Origin of the sequence: Candidatus Lariskella endosymbiont of Hedychridium roseum, assembly GCF_964020185.1 — a bacterium.
GTDB lineage: Bacteria > Pseudomonadota > Alphaproteobacteria > Rickettsiales > Midichloriaceae > Lariskella.
In genome coordinates, this window is record NZ_OZ026538.1 from 16,215 (window position 1) to 34,525 (window position 18,311).

Annotated in this window: 17 protein-coding genes and 1 pseudogene; 4 read left to right on the plus strand and 14 right to left on the minus strand. The window is 34.9% G+C overall.

The features are described 5' to 3' along the window. Positions 1–209 precede the first annotated feature (209 nt). Together AACK98_RS00065 and AACK98_RS00070 are read left to right on the plus strand one after the other, a co-directional pair. Entirely contained in the window at positions 210–488 is a 279-nt protein-coding gene (locus AACK98_RS00065; protein ID WP_339041339.1) for a succinate dehydrogenase assembly factor 2, read from the plus strand. Between the two features lie 142 nt (positions 489–630). Then, the gene (locus AACK98_RS00070) at positions 631–900 is read left to right on the plus strand and encodes an IS1 family transposase (RefSeq protein WP_410519987.1); all 270 of its coding nucleotides are present in this window, start codon (positions 631–633) and stop codon (positions 898–900) included. A 141-nt stretch (positions 901–1,041) separates the two neighbouring features. Here AACK98_RS00070 and pdxT read toward each other — a convergent pair whose 3' ends face one another. The 3 genes from pdxT to AACK98_RS00085 form a co-directional block, all read right to left on the minus strand. Continuing rightward, entirely contained in the window at positions 1,042–1,614 is a 573-nt protein-coding gene (gene pdxT / locus AACK98_RS00075) for a pyridoxal 5'-phosphate synthase glutaminase subunit PdxT (RefSeq protein ID WP_339041341.1), read from the minus strand. A gap of 185 nt (positions 1,615–1,799) precedes the next feature. Continuing rightward, the gene (gene tolB / locus AACK98_RS00080; protein ID WP_339041343.1) at positions 1,800–3,146 is read right to left on the minus strand and encodes a Tol-Pal system beta propeller repeat protein TolB; all 1,347 of its coding nucleotides are present in this window, start codon (positions 3,144–3,146) and stop codon (positions 1,800–1,802) included. Positions 3,147–3,251: 105 nt separating this feature from the next. Next, positions 3,252–4,070 (minus strand): sulfite exporter TauE/SafE family protein, encoded by an 819-nt coding sequence (locus AACK98_RS00085; RefSeq protein WP_339041345.1) that lies wholly within the window; start codon positions 4,068–4,070, stop codon positions 3,252–3,254. A gap of 767 nt (positions 4,071–4,837) precedes the next feature. Here AACK98_RS00085 and AACK98_RS00090 point away from each other — a divergent pair. Together AACK98_RS00090 and AACK98_RS00095 are read left to right on the plus strand one after the other, a co-directional pair. After that, a protein-coding gene (locus AACK98_RS00090) for an IS630 family transposase (RefSeq protein WP_339040258.1) occupies positions 4,838–5,708 on the plus strand; the annotation gives its coding sequence in 2 pieces (ribosomal slippage) (positions 4,838–5,161 and positions 5,163–5,708; 870 coding nt in all). Between the two features lie 528 nt (positions 5,709–6,236). After that, positions 6,237–7,010, plus strand: a complete 774-nt coding sequence (locus tag AACK98_RS00095; RefSeq protein WP_339040242.1) for an IS982 family transposase — start codon at positions 6,237–6,239, stop codon at positions 7,008–7,010. On the opposite strand, the gene AACK98_RS00100 is transcribed toward AACK98_RS00095, so the two are convergent. The 11 genes and pseudogenes from AACK98_RS00100 to AACK98_RS00150 form a co-directional block, all read right to left on the minus strand. Then, positions 6,990–7,244: an IS1 family transposase gene (locus AACK98_RS00100; RefSeq protein WP_339041347.1), complete on the minus strand. Its 255-nt coding sequence runs from the start codon at positions 7,242–7,244 to the stop codon at positions 6,990–6,992. The genes AACK98_RS00095 and AACK98_RS00100 overlap by 21 nt on opposite strands. Then, complete coding sequence (locus AACK98_RS00105; RefSeq protein WP_339041349.1) at positions 7,207–7,683, minus strand: hypothetical protein; 477 nt, start codon at positions 7,681–7,683, stop codon at positions 7,207–7,209. The genes AACK98_RS00100 and AACK98_RS00105 overlap by 38 nt, the downstream gene beginning before the upstream one ends. Before the next feature lie 117 nt (positions 7,684–7,800). After that, on the minus strand, positions 7,801–10,506 hold the full coding sequence (locus AACK98_RS00110) for an AsmA-like C-terminal domain-containing protein (RefSeq protein WP_339041351.1): 2,706 nt from the start codon (positions 10,504–10,506) through the stop codon (positions 7,801–7,803). 417 nt (positions 10,507–10,923) lie between these two features. Next, entirely contained in the window at positions 10,924–11,658 is a 735-nt protein-coding gene (gene pssA / locus AACK98_RS00115) for a CDP-diacylglycerol--serine O-phosphatidyltransferase (RefSeq protein ID WP_339041353.1), read from the minus strand. Between the two features lie 539 nt (positions 11,659–12,197). Continuing rightward, a pseudogene (locus AACK98_RS00120) lies at positions 12,198–13,191 on the minus strand (IS481 family transposase). Positions 13,192–13,206: 15 nt separating this feature from the next. Continuing rightward, a complete protein-coding gene (locus tag AACK98_RS00125; protein WP_339041355.1) occupies positions 13,207–13,605 on the minus strand; it encodes a hypothetical protein in 399 nt (132 codons plus the stop codon). Positions 13,606–13,765: 160 nt separating this feature from the next. Continuing rightward, complete coding sequence (gene topA / locus AACK98_RS00130) at positions 13,766–16,147, minus strand: type I DNA topoisomerase (RefSeq protein ID WP_339041357.1); 2,382 nt, start codon at positions 16,145–16,147, stop codon at positions 13,766–13,768. A 290-nt stretch (positions 16,148–16,437) separates the two neighbouring features. After that, entirely contained in the window at positions 16,438–16,812 is a 375-nt protein-coding gene (locus AACK98_RS00135; protein ID WP_339040222.1) for an IS1 family transposase, read from the minus strand. Beyond that, on the minus strand, positions 16,734–17,147 hold the full coding sequence (locus AACK98_RS00140) for a hypothetical protein (protein WP_339041173.1): 414 nt from the start codon (positions 17,145–17,147) through the stop codon (positions 16,734–16,736). The genes AACK98_RS00135 and AACK98_RS00140 overlap by 79 nt, the downstream gene beginning before the upstream one ends. A 373-nt stretch (positions 17,148–17,520) precedes the next feature. Next, positions 17,521–17,892, minus strand: a complete 372-nt coding sequence (locus AACK98_RS00145; protein WP_339042707.1) for an IS1 family transposase — start codon at positions 17,890–17,892, stop codon at positions 17,521–17,523. Then, a complete protein-coding gene (locus AACK98_RS00150) occupies positions 17,796–18,179 on the minus strand; it encodes a hypothetical protein (RefSeq protein ID WP_339040485.1) in 384 nt (127 codons plus the stop codon). The genes AACK98_RS00145 and AACK98_RS00150 overlap by 97 nt, the downstream gene beginning before the upstream one ends. Positions 18,180–18,311: the final 132 nt, after the last annotated feature.

The window sequence follows — 18,311 nt, forward strand, 5'->3', positions numbered from 1 at the left end:
ATAAAGTTTTAAAATATGTTTTTATACACGCATAAGCAAAGTAGTATAGGAACGTCGTTATTTTGGAAATTATATACTAATCATACTTTTCAAATTAGCGCATTGTGATACTAAATTACCACACAAGTCCTTCCTAGCGCTTTTTGAAGTCTAATTTCGTATGTGTGTAAGTTAAATACCAACTCTTCATTTACCAGAGGTATATACCAATGCATCTTAGTATAGAGCAAAAGGATCTAAGAAAGTTATGCCTTTATAGAAGCTTGCATAGAGGATGTAAAGAACTTGACATAATTATGGAAGGATATATCAAATCTAGATTAAATAACTTTTCAGAAGGAGATCTATTGCTATATTCCAAATTATTGGAAATGGAAGATAGTGTAATATATGACTATATACTTGGGACGACTCAAGTTCCATTTGAACATAATAATAAAGTGATGCAAGATTTCATAGAATTTGCAAGATTTTTTAAATGTGTTTAATTGGCTTGTTTTTTGATACTTGGGTTAGCTAGTCCAGTGCTTAAAAGCATTCAGCAAGTGCTAAAATGATAAAATATCACTACAAATTAAAGCAGATGCAGAAGCTCAAGGTCTTACTCGTACGCTTGCATTCTAAAACGAAGTGCAACAATCCTATCTTCCGATTGCCATGCGATTACAAAGTAGCTACGAGATAGAGATATCATGCAGTGACCATTACGACGTTTGTGAAAAATTTAGGATTGCTAAAAAGCACTATTCTACTAAGGCAGAAACGTCTTTAGTGGAATCATTCAACTCATTAATACGGCACTATTTAGCCAGGTTTCATCGTAAAACCAAACGTTACAGCAAGGCCATAGATATGATCTTCAATTCCATCTTAAAAAGACTTGCTGACATCTATCTTTAGTTAGCAATGCCACAATGCCGCCGAATCCTAGGCTAATTTTTGCACATTTCACTTCTCCACAAAAATTGATTTGTTTGCGTATATAACGTATATAAATTTTTGGCGGACTAGCTGTTTGTTCCCTTGGAGTAATGGTTTGGATTAATGATAAAATAGTTCGGTATAATAATTGCTGATTTTTGAATCTATAGGTATTTCTGGATGAAATGTTGCGCCATATATGGTATGTTTTGCGGATCCAGGAATCGCTTGTGAGACGAAAATTGGACTGCCATTATATGTATCTATAACCCTTACTTTCTTTCCTAGAGAAGTTATTCCAGGTGCTCTAATGAATGACACTTGCTGTCCACTGTCAGATAACATCACACCACTTGCGTTTTGTCTGCCATAACAGTTGCGCTCAACTTCAAGATCTAGAAGACCAATTCCATTCACAAGCTGTGACTTATATGATGATAGTAATATTAGGCCTGCACATGTACCAAGAATGATTTTTCCAGCCTTAGCAAAATTCTTTATTTCGTCGAAAATATCATGTTCAATGCAGTATTTATACTGAGCTGAGCTTTCTCCACCTGGCATTATTAAAGCATCAAGATCTTGCCTAAAATCATCTTTGCTTCTGACATAGCAACATTTAAGCCCAAGCGTTTTAAGTGTGGTTATATGCAGATGCCCTGCACCTTGATAACCCATTACTCCTACGTACATCTTTTAATTACTAAAAAATTATGTCAGGTTTCATATGAAAATTGGTATACTAGTCATACTTGTCAAAATTAGCGCCTCTTAAAGACTGCTTGTGATGTATTGATAATATGCACTTTCGGGGCAGCGCCTGCTAATGCAACACCAACTCATCATTTATCAGAAGTATATAAGCAACTTATGAAAGATTAATGCAGCAAGGAGGACCATGATGGATCCGATGCATACATCGGTGTCGACATCAATCTTTCATTATATCCTGTTAGATCTATTGCATATAGATTAGAAGCTCCATTTGGCTTTTGTCTTGTAAACATTATCACTCTTCCATTTGGTGACCAAGTTGGGCCTTCGTCCATCCAGCTTGTTGTAAGAAGTCTTTCACCACTTCCATCCATTCTCATAACACCTATATAGAAAGTTCCTTCTTCCTTTTTAGTGAAAGCTATAAAATCACCTCTAGGAGACCAAACAGGAGTATTATAAGAACCTGCGCCTTGACTGATCTTCATGACATTGCTTCCATCTCTATTCATGACATATATCTGAGGCTTACCGTTCATGTCAGAGCTAAATGTTATATGCTTTCCATCTGGTGAATAGCAAGGGGATGTACTAATTGTTCCTATGTCACCAGTCAATCTGCGTACATAACCTGTATAAAGGTTCATTTCATATATACTAGTTGAACCATTCATTGCAATAGAAAATATAACATGAGAATCATCAGGTGAGAATCTGGGAGCGAATGCAATCCCTGGTAAATGTCCAACTAGCCTCTGTACTCCAGTTGCCAGGTTTAGCATGTATATATGTGTTCTTTTTCCATAATATCCGACGTAAATAGCATGTCTACTCTTAGAATCAAATCTTGGGGTGATAACAATTGACTTTCCATCAGTCAAAACTCTATAATTTGCACCATCTTGGTCCATAATAGATAATTTTTTGACTTTTTTATAAGCGGGGCCAGATTCAGATACGAATAATACCTTGGTGTCAAAATATCCAGATTCTCCTGTTAGTTTGTTATAAACAACATCAGCAATTCTATGAGCATATTTTCTCCACATAGAACGGCCAAACTTATATTCTATTCCTTCAATTTGTTTTGCTGCATATGGATCCCAAACTTTGAACTGCACTTTCGCGTAATCACCTGTAATACTTACAGAACCCACTACTAAAACAGTAGCATTTATCTTACGCCAATTTGATAGATTTGGGCGCTGTGACATTGATGGTCTTTCTAGGAAAGCCGCTCTATCTATTGCTCTGAATAGTCCAGATCCTTGCAAGTCATTTACTATCACGTCATGTATTTCTCTGCCAATATCTTTTTCTTCCCAAGTTTGTCCATCAAAGTAATCTATTGCTATTGGCATAGGTTCAGCATTTCCTTCATTGACTCCAACTTTTAGCAGAGCAACTGCTGTAGAATAGTGCAAAACAATGATAAAGAACGCAACAGCTAAGAGTCGCGATTGAATCAGTTTAGCAGCTAAATTGAGCTTCTTCTGTCCACTTATAAGCATATCAAATTATGTTCAAGAATGTTTTATAAAAGCAACTTATGGATTGTACTAAATTTATAATCGTCGATCAAGAGCGCTATATGCTCGCATCATAGAGAAAATTTTCTAATTTAATATCCTCATGATGTAAACTACTAGCAAATATGTGTTAAAAAACATAGCGCACATATGCAATAAAGAAAATGCTTTCTTGTATTTTTCGAACATGCTACTGCCTATATATGAAACAATGAACAGTCCTGGAATTGTTGCAATACCAAAAATGAACATAGCCCATGCCGCAAGTAAAGAATTATCTGTTGCAGATAGAGCAAGACTTATATTTGCATAAACCAGTCCACAAGGGATGAGACCAAGTATCATACCAAGAATAAGACCTTTGATATTATAAGGGCTTATGTGTTTTACAGAGATTTTATTAACAAGACTAGCTTCTAGAAATTTTATTGCTCTGCGCATGCTGGAAATTTCCGTACGTCCTATATATTGACTAAGGCCTTTAGAATATACACTTTCTGATATCACAGATAGCGCTGCACTAATTCCAGATTTTATGAAAAAAAACATAGCTAGACAAAGTACTAAAGCTCCAAAGTACTGGAAAAATGGATAAGATCTAAAATGTATAGATATTATTGAAGCGAAAAGTGTGAGGATCGAATAAGTTATGGCTTTACCAATGTAGTAAGGTGCCGCTGCTGCGCTTTTGATTTTATTCAATTCTGACATCTGAGAATTTGGTATAAGCATCATGCGCATACTCATTTGGCTGATTGCTATAGGGCCACACATCCATATACAGTGTGAGAAACTACCTGCTAGCCCGGAGAAAAATAATGTTGTGCAGAGCTGTAGATAAGTGGGATCTAAAGTATTTAAGACTAGCTGACTATCGTGATAGTGCATGGCAAAATCTCCAAACATGAAATGTATAGTAGAAAAACAAAAGTGTGACAGTACAACTAAAATTATTTAGATTGTAGGTATCACTTGGCTTTTGTGACATTATTAATAGTATTTTCATCGTTACTCCTATATTTAAGCAACATACTATGTCGATTTTGCGAATTCAGACATGTAATTATGTTTCGCATTCTTTTGTTATTAAGAAAGCACTAGTTTTCTGATGATATCATGTATATAAGCTTTTTCATTATGATACTTGCTTATTCGAATGGAGTTCCAAGTACACATTACTTCCAGACTTATCACTTTACAGTGCATTAACACATCTCAAAATTGAGATGTAACACTGAAAGATTGAAAATCCAAGATATTTCAAGTGACTTTTTATTGTTAATACCAATGCTTCATTGACCTGCGATATACTCTAAAAATCATGCCATCAAAGTCTTAACACAACACACAAGCCCTTTGTGAGGCTTCTGCTATGCAAAAATCGTTGAATTTTATATTTCGAAAATTTTAAGAAAGCTGCTCATGACTCAGTTTTCAAAACAGTTTATGTGAGCTGCCAAGTATTTTATAATTTGTAGCTCGTGCGTGAAATACAAGTAGTGAAACAGTAGTTTCAATACAAGTCTTTCAAAGTCTTATCACTAGTACAGCTAAACTCAAATCTCATCTTAAATTTTCTAAAAAATACACAGTATAGCATAAGTGACTAAGATACTGACAAAAGTTAGGAATTAAGATATAAAAAGTGAGTATGAAATAAAAAGCATAAAATTATGGCAAGAGCATATCCAATAGAACTTAGGGTAAGAGTAATAGAAGCATTAGAAAATGGTGCAAGAATCACTAAAGTGAGTAAACTATTTAGAGTGAGTCGTGATACTATCTATAAGTGGAAAATTCTGCAAGATAAGCACGGTTCTTTGAAAGCAGCAAGTGGTTATCAAAAAGGTCACAGTCATAAGATCAAAAATCTAGAAGATTTTAAAGAATTTTTTGAATTAAATATTGCTATGACATCAAAAGAACTAGCAAAGAAGTGGTGTAATATATCACCTACAACGATCTTACAGGCGATAAAAAAACTTGGTTATAGCTATAAAAAAAACTCATCTTCATCCGAAAAGAGATATTCCGTTAAGACATGAATTTATTGAAAAGATAAAAACCATCACAAGAGATAAAATAGTATATCTTGATGAATCTGGAATAGAAGATAATGCTTGTAAAGGATATGGTTGTAGTATTTTAGGAGAAAGGTGCTATGGGGAAAAGGTGTATCAACATAAAACTAGAATAAGTATGATAGCTGGTCTTTGTAATTGTAATCTTATTGCTCCCGTAATATTTGAGGGTAATTGCAATAAAGAGGTCTTTGAAGCTTATATTAGGGAGATGTTAATTAAAGAATTAAAACCTGGACAAACTGTTGTTATGGATAACATTAACTTCCATAAGAATCCTAAAGTGAAAGAGTTAATTGAATCTGTGGGTTGTTACATATTATTTTTACCAACTTACTCTCCTGATTTAAATCCTATAGAGCATTACTGGTTTAAGATAAAAAATGAAATTAGAAAAACTATAGATTTATTTGATACTCTTTATGATGCTGTTTTTAATACAATTAAATTGTCAGCACCTTAGTCACTTATGCTATATCTGCTGCCAAGAAGATATAATATTAGATTTCTTCTTCAAACGTTGTTCCAGTCAAGCAATTGCTTTGTCACTGCCTTTGCTAAAGATGCTCATGTACTTCTTATACACTGCGCTTCCTCGCGCTTTCCTATGTTCTTTGCACTTGTTTGACTAGAAGCAAGTTTTAAGAAGAAGTCTATTATTAACTATACAACTAGTGTGTTTTTTCGATGTGCGGATTATATACGAAATAAAAATTTGAGAGTTTTCACATAAAGATAGATAAGAGCTGTTCTTGATATTGTTTGAATATTTGTGTAATAACCCCAGTTCGACGTAAGGAATAGAGAAATAAGATTAGCGGCATAAGAATGGAACCATTAGAATTCCTCCAAAACCACTACATTTTGAGGATATACCATGGTTCCCTTATTAGAGCTATACTGTTATATAGATGACTTTTGCAAGCTATTTGAAGAGCAATTGCAGAATCGAGGTTTATGCAGTGAGAGAAGATTAAGACATAGGCAATACATGCTGAGCTTATCAGAGATCATTACAATACTTGTGATGTTCCAACTTAGTCATTATCGAACATTTAAAGATTTTTATAAAGACTGTCTAAGCATACACTATGCGTCGGAATTTCCAAGATTAGTGAGTTACAATAGATTTGTTGAGCTTATGAAGCATGCTGTTGTGCCACAGATGGTTATGCTACGCTCTTTATCTGGAAGTAAGACTGGTAAATACTATATTGATTCAACAAAGCTTGAGGTTTGTCATAATATGCGCATAAGAAGACACAAAGTTTTCAAAGATATAGCAAAACGTGGGAAAACATCAACTGGTTGGTTCTTTGGATTTAAATTGCATATTATCATGAATGATTGTGGTGAAATTATTAATATATCAATAACACCTGGTAATAAAGATGATAGAGCAGTTGTAGAGAATCTTGCACGCAACTTGAAAGGATGGCTGTTTGGAGATCGTGGATATATATGCAAGAACATAGCTAAAAAGCTACGTGCTCAAGGTTTAGAGCTAATTACTAGACTTAAGAAAAACATGAAAGAAAAGCTATATTCTGAAGCTCAAAAATCCTTTTTAAACAAGCGTAACTTTATTGAAACAGCTATAGGACAACTGAAGAATATCTGTCATATACAGCACACAAGGCATAGATCAACAACTAATTTCTTAGCTAACTTATTTGCTGGAATAACTGCTTATACTTTAAAACCAAATAAACCAGCAGTCTCATGGAAAAATAAAATAATAAACTTAGCTCTTATATCGAACTGAGGTTGTAATAGTAAGAGCGCACCAAAGCTTGATGGATCCGTATACCATTGACTCTTTTTTAGAAACGATTTTAGTGCGCCGTGTCATTCGGCATAAATGATGTCGCGTGTTGCTATTATCTCTCTCGATACATACTGTGCCAGACTTTCCAATTGTATGACGCTCTTTGGGTAAAATTTTAGAAAAAGCATCCCAATCATCCGTATAAAAATGACATTCTTTCAGATGACTCACTTTTTGTAGAGCTTTTGGAATGTTGCAGTATCACGATTGCCTGTAACCCAGGCAACTGTTCTCCTTGTACTACGATCAACTGCCTTAATGATCCAAAGCTTGTTTTTTTTGAACCAATAAAATGCCACATCTCGTCGAATTCCATCTCCATAATATCCGAAGAGACACCTGGCTCCTGAGTCTTGCCCATCGCCTCTACTACCCAGCGATAAATTATGGACGCCGAATGCCCTAATATCTTGCATAACATAGAAAAAGAGCCATTACCAAGACTATATAGCATAACGCATAATGCTTTCTTAACAGCTGTTTGAGGCTTCTTGCCCAGATCGCTCTTAACAAAATTTAGAAAGCATGATCTGCACTTATAACGCTGTACACCCATTACAATGCCATTTTTTACAAAGATATCAGAGCAACATCCCTTACAACAAACCATAAAACCACTCTTTAGTTTTTAAAAAAGTGATCATATCATACTTCTATCTAATTGTGAAAACTCTCAAAAATATTTTCAAGCAATCAAAATTTATATTTTTTTTAGTGAGTTCGCAAATCATTTGCGCAATATCGAGCTTTCCTGATTAAAAATTTCGCCTAAAAATCCAGGAGTCAACAATGACAATGGGTTAATTGTAATTTGCACTTCTTTATCTAAATTTCCAGAAACGTAAAAATTTGTGGATATTACTCCATTGTCCTTTCCACCAGAAACTAAATTGCCTATTATTGGTATGCTTTGTATTACTGTGTTTACTATGTTAGTTGGAACCAAGACTCCTGCAGCTTTTATGAGTTTTGTTTTGTGATTTATAACGCTTGATCCTTTAACGCGTAATATTGGACCGCTCACTCTACATTCTTTAAAGTATATAGCTGGAAATTCATATTCTAAATCACATGATAGTTTATCAAACCCCATACCTCTGCCACTTACAAAGTCACCAAGGCCCTTAAAAGATGCAGAAGTGACCGCTACCATGCTTAAGAATTTAGCGAGCAAAGGGGTGTTGCTAACGTGGAACTTTTCTATAAGAAATTTACCTTGTAGTGACTGATTATTGAGTAATTCAGCTTTAAATTCCAAGCTGCCGTTTGATATACGGTCATATATACCAAAGGCTTTCAGTATACTTCCTGCATCATTAGATATCACCGCAATGGTTGGATATCTATAAAATATATTTACATATCCGGTTTTTGCAAAGTTCCCTCTTACATGGAAATCATTGCACATTTCAAGCGTACAACTCATAGATATTGTAGGTGCAATCAATTCTACTCCAGATTTCAGTATTACTTTTTTAAAATCAGTTGTTAACTCAAATGTTTTCGCTCTGGAACTTTTAGTAACGTTATCTACTTTAGTAAAATTAGCTGTGCTGAGATCTAGTACATTTCCTTTGAGATGTAGTTTTTCAGCTTTTGTCGATGCATCATAATTAAATGACATGCTATGACCACGTAAAAGTGAATTCTGAGATTTTATTAAAATGGAGCTAGTCAAGTCCTCAGAAATAATCCCATCTCCTTCGCTTTGAAGATATGGTAAAGTGAGCTGATACTTTATATCAAATAGACTTTTTGTTGTCGGCTGATTTTTGGCAGTCACATTCATTTGTCCATAAACACCTATACTTTTGTGCACGCCTATAATTCCTAGGTCTATATGTGAGTTCTGTAAATCGATACCTATATTATATAATGCATCATTTGCTTTAATAGTGCCTGAAGCGTTAAATTTGACAGTTCCACTTATAAAATCTGGCACGTAAATGTCTGCTTGTCTAAAGGTGTGAACGTTTGCACTAGAGGTGCATTTTATTGATATATCTAGATCATCTGTGACTAGATACTTAACATTTACTGCTGCTGGAAGTGCGTTATTGATTATTGCGCTTGAAGCATTTATATCCAAAGCTCTACCGATGAATGATAGATTTACTTCTTTAGCACTCAAATGATAATTTCCAGCTACTTTTGGTGTGCTGGTATTAAATGATTTGCCCACTATTTGCATATGCATTGTATCAAGGCTTACTTCATCATCAAATGGAACAAAGAATTTTAGATTTACTTCAGAATTTCCCTTATATCCGATTAACTTTTCATTTTGCTTCCCCGTGTGTAAAAAGCCTATATTAATTAGATTTTGCAGAGGGCCAGATACTTTTGCTGCAATAGTAAGACCAACCCCATGATATTGTTGATTAGTATCTTTAGTCGGTTGTAAATTCTCTACTAGTACTTGTTTTGGAAAGTAGTTTATTGTTGCTATTAAATCTTTAACTTTGCTACCAAGGAATGATACTTCTTCTGATTTGACTTCAACATCATTTGCTGAAATTATAACTCTACTATTAGCAAGACTCAGTTCTGGAATTTGCTCCATATACTTAAGCTTAGCATCATTTAAATCAAACGTAGCGATTACAGTATCTTTTGATATGACACCTGATAAAAGCTGAGGCAAATCAAAAAAGAATTCCACTCTAGCATTTTTCACGAGGCCATTTTTTAAGTGTTGTTGTAACCAATCTCGAACTATTCCTACTGCTGGTTTAGGCCAATATTGATATAACTTGGAAACTTCCAAATCATTGATTTGTATAGATCCAACCATTACGTCATTTGAGCTCTTATTAAAAGTACCATTTAGATTTAAATCTCCAGCTTTAATCATGAATTGATCTATGAGAATATCGGTATAATTGCCTGAGCACTTTGCTGACATTGCAAAATCTTCAACTTTTATTTCTTGTTCGAATATTAGTCCTTTTTTTAGAAATCTTGGGAAATTTACTATGGAAAATTGGATTGTGTCCAATCCATAGTTATCATCTATAACGAAATTAAATATGCCATCGAAATAGTATTTCATCTCCTCCGCTATTTCTTTTGGAAAGATCACATGAGCTATCATATGTGGGGAAATGTTTTTAAATTCGCCGCGTACGTAAAGTTCATTCAATCTACTGGTATCTAAATATGCTGACAATATTACGTGGTCATTTGCTATATGCCCATCTAGATAAAGTTGTAGAGAAGTGAGTCCATTATATGTAATTGGTTCTATAACTATTTTATTTAGTGCAAGAGATAATGGTTGGGCGTCTTGTTTTAGTGTAAATTTTATTTCAATACCATTCAAAGCATCAGACACTTCTTCTGAAATGTTGCCAATTTTTTGAAATGCAGCAGATGCATTATGTCCTATCAGATGTTGAAAATTCGTTATGTGCTTAGGGTGTGTGTTAAGCACGTCTTCAAATTTGAATCCGATCTCGCCGCTAATATCTATAGATTTTACAAAATTGTTGGCTGTACCGAAACTGCCTAGGACCCCCCATATATCTAATGAAAGACCAATACTTGGGACAAAGACTTCGCTTTTTTCTCCGAAAGTGCAATGTACCTGCTGAAATTCAGTATATAATTCAGATTCTTGCTTATTCCAAGAAATATTTACACTATTTATGTTAAGCTGTACAAACTCCAGTTGCTTACTGATGTAACTGCTAATATACCTTGAGAGCATAGGTATATTTCTTATTCCTGTATAAATATACAGGAATAATGCAAATGAGAACAATGTACACAGTAAAGGAATATATAATAAAGACTTTAGTATTTTCCTGTACGTGTATTGCATAATAATAGTGAGGTCAAATGAGCTGATTTAATTTACTCTAATTTTTTTGTATGAAATGATGCTAAACGGTATTGATATCAAATATGCAGCAGACAATATAGGAAATACTATCCACGGCATTATTAATAGCAAGATTATTAAGATAGTGAACATTAACATTATAGGCAAAATCTTATTGCGTTGTATATGCATATGTTTTAGCACAAACGTTGGAACACGGCTTGCCATTAAGATACCAACAGATATCATATAAATTGCAATAAGCCAGTAATTCTCATGTAAATCTAATATCTGGAATGAAAGAATCATTGGGGTTATACAAAGGCAGGCTGCTGCAGGCATTGGTACTCCTATAGAGAAGTTCTTTGGATCTGAACGAGATATATTAAAGCGTGCTAACCTAAACGCTGCACATGTGATGAAAAGTAGTATTACCGCCCAACCGACGCCTTTATATGGAATTTGGTATAAAGACCAGAGGTAAGTTACAATTGCAGGAGCAACACCAAAACTCACGAGGTCAGCTAGCGAATCTAACTGTGCACCAAATGCTGTGGTGGCATTCAATAATCTGGCGAGCCTGCCGTCAAGGCCGTCCATGACAGACGCAACTATTATTAAGATTGCTGCAGTATCAAATTTGTCATCAAGAGCATATCTAACTGCTGTGATACCTAAACAAAGAGCTAGCATTGTTACGATGCTTGGGAAAAGCTGTGATAGCGGAACTGTAGGTATCTTATATTTTTTATTTTTTAGCATTTTAAAATTGTGAATCGATATAAAATAATATAACAGAGTGTTAAAAACTTATGCACAACATGCAGTAAAAATATACTATTTGTTACAAAAAGCAATTATCTATTAAAGAAAATCTGTTACGAGAAAAGAATCCTGATAGCAAGATGATATTACATTACAATACTATAAGGCATATTTCTCTAGTTTGTACGAACATTATTTACTGCAGGTAAATGAAGGGTTGGTATTATGCACATACGATTGTTGCAGGCAATTATAGTGTACTGAAAGTTCAGCAAGAAAAGTGGTAAAATTGTCAAAAGCCTTATGGATTTTGTTAAATAGTATTTGCTAGGTACAGGACAAATTATATATCCGAAAATTAGCGCATCAAATAGATTTTTGAAAGACAGACAAGTGAGGCTTTAAAAAGAGCTAGGAAGAATGGTGCGCCAAGTGTTAACAAGATACGTAAGGATCGTTCTAAAAGTACCAATTGTGAAAAGTGTGACGGAATATCTGTAGAAGTCAAGATTTGATCTTACAGACAGTTATAAATTTTATATCTGCTTGTCAGTTAAGTTTTGACTGTCAGATATGTAACTGAGATACAAGATTTCATTATTCTTTTCCACAGCTAACTTTTTACTATCCAAAAAAGTTTGCATAGGTGTTTTTCCATAACAATATTTACCAGAATGAGGTCTTTCATTGTTGAAATATTCTAACCAAATATCAAGATCTAATTGCAAGTCATCCAATGATGTATAAATCTTTTTACGCATAGCTGTATCAAAGAATTCTTGTTTCATAGTTTTATTAAAACGTTCACACATACCATTAGTTTGAGGTGAATATGCTTTAGTTGTTGTATGCTCTATACCTTCTATACTGAGAAATAACTCAAAAGCATGATGTTCTATATTTCCCTTATATTCTCCTCCACGATCTGTAAGAATACGAAGCATCGGTATCCCTTGACTCTCATACCATGGTAACACTCGATCATTTAGCATATCAGCAGCAGTAATCGCAGTTTTGTCAGTATACAGTTTAGCATCAGCAAATCTACTGTAGCTATCAATAAATACCTGAGCATAAACCTTTCCTATCCCTTTGAAATTGCCTACATAATATGTGTCTTGGCAACCTAAATAACCTGGATGTTGTGTCTCAATTTCTCCATGTGCTTCTTTTTCATTACGGCGTTTCTCTAGTACTTGCAGCTGTGCTTCGGTCAATATAATACCATCTTGGGCCATCTTAGCTTCTAAGGCTTTCAATCTTTTATTGATATTATTCAAATCATTACGTAACCAAATCGATCTTACTCCTCCAGGAGAAACAAGTATACCACTCTTCTTCAGCTCATTTGATACTCTAAGTTGTCCATATGCTGTACTCTATCGCCATATCAACTACTGCTTTTTCTACTGCAGGATCTACTCTATTAGCGATTATTGGCTTCTTGCGACTTATCTCGTATAGCGCTTCTTCTCCTCCTGTTTCATATAGTTCTTTAAATCTGTAATAGCTATCTCTACTATAACACATTGCCTTACATGCAGATTATATACTACCAAGGCTTTTTGCCAATTCGCTTTTGGAATGTTGCAGTATCATGATTGCCTGTAACCCATGCAACGGTTCTCCTTGTACTACGATCAACTGCCTTAATGATCCAAAGCTTGTTTTTTTTGAACCAATAAAATGCCACATCTCGTCGAATTCCATCTCCATAATATCCGAAGAGACAACTGGCTCCTGAGTCTTGCCCATCGCCTCTACTACCCAGCGATAAATTATGGACGGCGAATGCCATAATATCTTGCATAACATAGAAAAAGAGCCATTACCAAGACTATATAGCATAACGCATAATGCTTTCTTAACAGCTGTTTGAGGCTTCTTGCCCAGATCGCCCTTAACAAAATTTAGAACATGATCTGCACTTATAACGCTGTACACCCCCTCACAATGCCATTCTTTACAAAGATATCAGAGCAACATCCCTTACAACAAACCATAAAACCACTCTTTAGTTTTTAAAAAAGTGATCGTATCATACTTCTATCTAATTGTGAAAACTCTCGATTTATTTAATAAAATCTGATTAGAGTGATCAATTTCACTTTTTTTTGATACCACGTTTTTTTGCTGTCTTTTTTGCTGCTCTTGGTTTACTTGGCTGATCTTTTATTTTATTTAGCTTTTCAGCAATTAATTTTATGGCTTCATCAAGTGTGATATTTAAAAAATCTATACCGCTCTTTTTAGTAATAGAAGCATATGTCTTGTTACACTCAACATACGGACCAAACCTTCCTATGGAAACTTTGATTTCATAACCTAGCTCTTTGTGTATACCAAGTGATTTTGGGAGCTCTAGTAATGCCTTTGCATATTTTAAATCAACTGAACTTATATCAACACCTTGGGGTACAGGCATTCTCTTAACTTTATTATTACTTTCAGACGATTCGATTTGAACATAAAACCCATAAGGCCCACGCTTCAAGCTGATTTGACTTGCATTTGCGTCTTCTCCAAGCACTTTAGCGTCACTAATTTGTCCTGTTTCTTCTTGTATCGCATGTAGTTTTTTTGTGTACTTACAATTTGGGTAATTACTACAGCCAACAAATGAACCAAACTTACTTGTTTTGAGTTCAAGCGTTCCGCTACTGCATGATGGACACTTTCTGGTTTCATTTCCTTGCTCATCACCGAATATATAATACTCCAAAGATTTTTGTATGTGTGATAGAACTTCTGCATTAGGTACGCCAAGTACAGTATCTGTTTTTTCTTTAAATGGGTGCCAGAACTGTTGCATTAATTCTTTCCAATCTTGTCCACCTGATGCAACATCATCTAATTGATCTTCAAGATTTGCTGTGAAGTTATATTCTACATATTTTGCAAAGAATGCAGTGAGAAATGCGTTCACTAGTCTTCCAAGCGCTTCTGTAAAAAATCTTCGCTTTTCAAGTGACACATATTTTCTGTCTTGTAATATTGAGATAATTGACGGATATGTAGAAGGTCTCCCTATTCCGAGTTCTTCCATACTCTTCACTAAACTTGCTTCAGTATATCTTGGTGGAGGTTGTGTAAAATGTTGTAGAGGATTGCTTTCTTTGAGTTTTAATTCTTCTTTTTCTTCAAGCTTTGGTAGCCTATTTTCCTTTTCACTCTCTTCTTGCTCTTTGTCATCATGACTTTCTGAGTAAAGAATATAAAATCCAGGAAACGCAACTGTAGAGCCTGTTGCCCTAAAAGATATGCTTTTGTCTTCGGATTGAATATTAATAGAAACAGAGTCAAGAATTGCGCTTTCCATCTGGCTTGCAACAAGCCTCTTCCATATTAAATCGTATAACTTCAGCTGCTCTGGTTCAAGGTAAGAAGCTATGTTTTGAGGGAGTTTATCCACATCGGTTGGACGAATTGCTTCATGCGCCTCTTGTGCATTTTTAGATTTCGTCTTATATATCCTTGGAGACTTTGGAAGGTAACTGTTCTCATAAGTGTTTTTAATCAAGTTGCGTGTTGCGGCTATCGATTCTTGCGATATATTAACGCTATCTGTTCTCATATATGTGATGAGTCCAATCATTTCGCCAGCAATATTTATCCCTTCATAAAGTTTTTGAGCTATTTGTGCAGTTCTTTTTGCAGAGAAGCCAAACTTTCTTGAGGCTTCTTGGATAAGTGTTGCTGTAGTAAAAGGTGGGTTAGGATGCCGTTTAATTTGCTTCTTATTTACTTCTGAGAGATGGTAAGCAAATTGCTTTAGCAGATCGTTTATATGATTTGCATCCTTTTGCGTTTTAATACTGAGTTTATCAAGTTTTTCGTTATTAAAAACAGTTAGCTGTGCACTGAACTCTGCCTTTGCCTTTGGTTGGAATATTCCGGTAATCGTCCAATATTCCTCAGTTTTAAATTTTTCTATTTCAGATTCTCTTTCTGCGATCATTCTAAGAGCTACAGATTGAACACGGCCAGCAGAGCGACTTCCAGGCAACTTACGCCAGAGAACTGGAGAGAGAGTGAACCCCACAAGATAATCCAATGCTTGCCTCGCTTTCTGCGCATTAACAAGATTATCATTCAATGATCTTGCATTTTTTATGGCATCCAGCACAGAATTTTTTGTAATCTCATAAAATACCACTCTTTTTATCGTAGCCTCTTCTTTTAACGCTCCGCGTATTTTTAGCACCTCTATTATATGCCATGAAATTGCCTCTCCTTCTCTATCTGGATCTGTTGCAAGGTATATTTCATCGCTTTTTTTTACATATGATATAATTTCTTCCACTCGTTTTTCTGCGCCATCATTGATTTCATAACGCATTGCAAACCCGTTATCAGGGTCTACAGCGCCTTTTTCAGAAGGCAGGCCGCGAATATGACCATAGGATGATATAACCTTAAAGTCCTGTCCTAAGTACTTATTTATTGTTTTTGCTTTTGCCGGAGACTCTACTATCAGTAATTTCATATAAACTAAAAATATTCTTTAATTTTATTATCCTATAAGTGTTAACATGTCGTTTTTTAGTCGCTGCTTTCTTTAAATGAGACTTGTAAGTTTCGTATTTATACTCGTTATACTTTTCAAAATTGGCACAGTGCGGAATGTTCCTTATGTATTTTTGTATACATTGCGCATTCTTCCTAACTTCTTTTGAAGTCTAACTTCGTATACTAACTCTTTCTTTATCACAAGAAGTATCAATATATACATGCTATATGTAACGAACAATAAAAAATCCATACCTATGGGCATTGCTAACTAAAGATAGATATCAGCAAGTCTTTATTAAAAAGCATTAGGATAGAGTTATAGATCATATCTATGGCCTTACTGTAACGTTTGGTTTTACGATGAAACCTGGCTAAATAGTGCCGTATTAATGAGTTGAATGATTCCACTAAAGACGTTTCTGCCTTAGTAGAATAGTGTTTTTTAGCAATCCTAAATTTTTCATAAACGTCGTAATGGTCACTGCATGATATCTCTATCTCGTAGCTACTTTGTAATCGCATGGCAATCGGAAGATAGGATGCAAAATCCCTGACAATGCTCACTTCAAAATCAACAACTTTATTTCTGTCCCTATCAACAGCAAGCCAAATGTAGACTTTGTTAGTTTTTTTTGGCAATAACTAAAAAGCTCATCCAGCTCAATAATTGAGATTTGCTTGGCATCCTCAGGTATCGTAACATCATTCAGCCTTTGTTTTAGAAGCTTTGAGAATTTTCTAATCCACTTTATTATAAGTGAACTCGAGACCTTTTCTAATCTCTCGATTGATCTAATTCCAACTCCCTCCAGATACATACTAACAACCTTCATCTTTTTATTAAGGCTGTACTTTACTCTCATATCTCCAGACTTATAGCTCTTTTTACACTCTAGGCACTTATACCTCTGACGACCTTTAATATAGCCATTCTTTGTGCTTCCTATCCTGCCACAATGCTTACAACTTAACATATATAATGCTTCCAATATAACTTACTATCAAGGCAGTATACGATATACGCGAATTTAAAAGCAAAATCTATTCTTGGTTAGCAATGCCTACCTATTAGCAAAGCTGTATCAATCCTATAAACATGAGTATACTCGCTATATTTTAAAAATTTGTCATAGTCAAACTGCTTGTTATGTATTTATACACTGCTCTCAAGTTCTTTCTAGCTCTTTTAAAATGGAGCTTCGTATCAAATTCTAAATTACCAACTCTTCATTCGCCTGCAGCATATATTGTGCTTCGTATTTGCAAACAAACTAATAAGATGATATACAGCACCTTGAAAATTAGGAATTGAATCTTTTATTTGAGCACATAAAGATTAGAGAGTTTTCACATAAAGATAGATAAGAGCTGTTCTTGATATTGTTTGAATATTTGTGTAATAGTAAGAGTGCACCAAAGCTTGATGGATCTGTAGACCATTGACTCTTTTTTAGAAACGATTTTAGTGCGCCGTGTCATTCGGCATAAATGATGTCGCGTGTTGCTATTATCTCTCTCGATACATACTGTGCCAGACTTTCCAATTGTATGACGCTCTTTGGGTAAAATTTTAGAAAAAGCCTCCCAATCATCCGTATAAAAATGACATTCTTTCAGATGACTCACTTTGTTGTAGAGCTTTTGGAATGTTGCAGTATCACGATTGCCTGTAACCCAGGCAACTGTTCTCCTTGTACTACGATCAACTGCCTTAATGATCCAAAGCTTGTTTTTTTTGAACCAATAAAATGCCACATCTCGTCGAATTCCATCTCCATAATATCCGAAGAGACAACTGGCTCCTGAGTCTTGCCCATCGCCTCTACTACCCAGCGATAAATTATGGACGGCGAATGCCCTAATATCTTGCATAACATAGAAAAAGAGCCATTACCAAGACTATATAGCATAACGCATAATGCTTTCTTAACAGCTGTTTGAGGCTTCTTGCCCAGATCGCCCTCAACAAAATTTAGAACATGATCTGCACTTATAACGCTGTACACCCCTCACAATGCCATTCTTTACAAAGATATCAGAGCAACATCCCTTACAACAAACCATAAAACCACTCTTTAGTTTTTAAAAAAGTGATCATATCATACTTCTATCTAATTGTGAAAACTCTCAAATATTAT

Excerpts from the sequence above, each read along its gene's own strand:
- AACK98_RS00065 (WP_339041339.1), top strand. The coding sequence starts at position 210 with ATGCATCTTAGTATAGAGCAAAAGGATCTAAGAAAGTTATGCCTTTAT.
- pdxT (WP_339041341.1), bottom strand. The coding sequence starts at position 1,614 with ATGTACGTAGGAGTAATGGGTTATCAAGGTGCAGGGCATCTGCATATA.
- tolB (WP_339041343.1), bottom strand. The coding sequence starts at position 3,146 with ATGCTTATAAGTGGACAGAAGAAGCTCAATTTAGCTGCTAAACTGATT.
- AACK98_RS00085 (WP_339041345.1), bottom strand. The coding sequence starts at position 4,070 with ATGTTTGGAGATTTTGCCATGCACTATCACGATAGTCAGCTAGTCTTA.
- AACK98_RS00095 (WP_339040242.1), top strand. The coding sequence starts at position 6,237 with ATGCTGAGCTTATCAGAGATCATTACAATACTTGTGATGTTCCAACTT.
- AACK98_RS00105 (WP_339041349.1), bottom strand. The coding sequence starts at position 7,683 with ATGGTTTGTTGTAAGGGATGTTGCTCTGATATCTTTGTAAAAAATGGC.
- pssA (WP_339041353.1), bottom strand. The coding sequence starts at position 11,658 with ATGCTAAAAAATAAAAAATATAAGATACCTACAGTTCCGCTATCACAG.
- topA (WP_339041357.1), bottom strand. The coding sequence starts at position 16,147 with ATGAAATTACTGATAGTAGAGTCTCCGGCAAAAGCAAAAACAATAAAT.
- AACK98_RS00140 (WP_339041173.1), bottom strand. The coding sequence starts at position 17,147 with ATGTTAAGTTGTAAGCATTGTGGCAGGATAGGAAGCACAAAGAATGGC.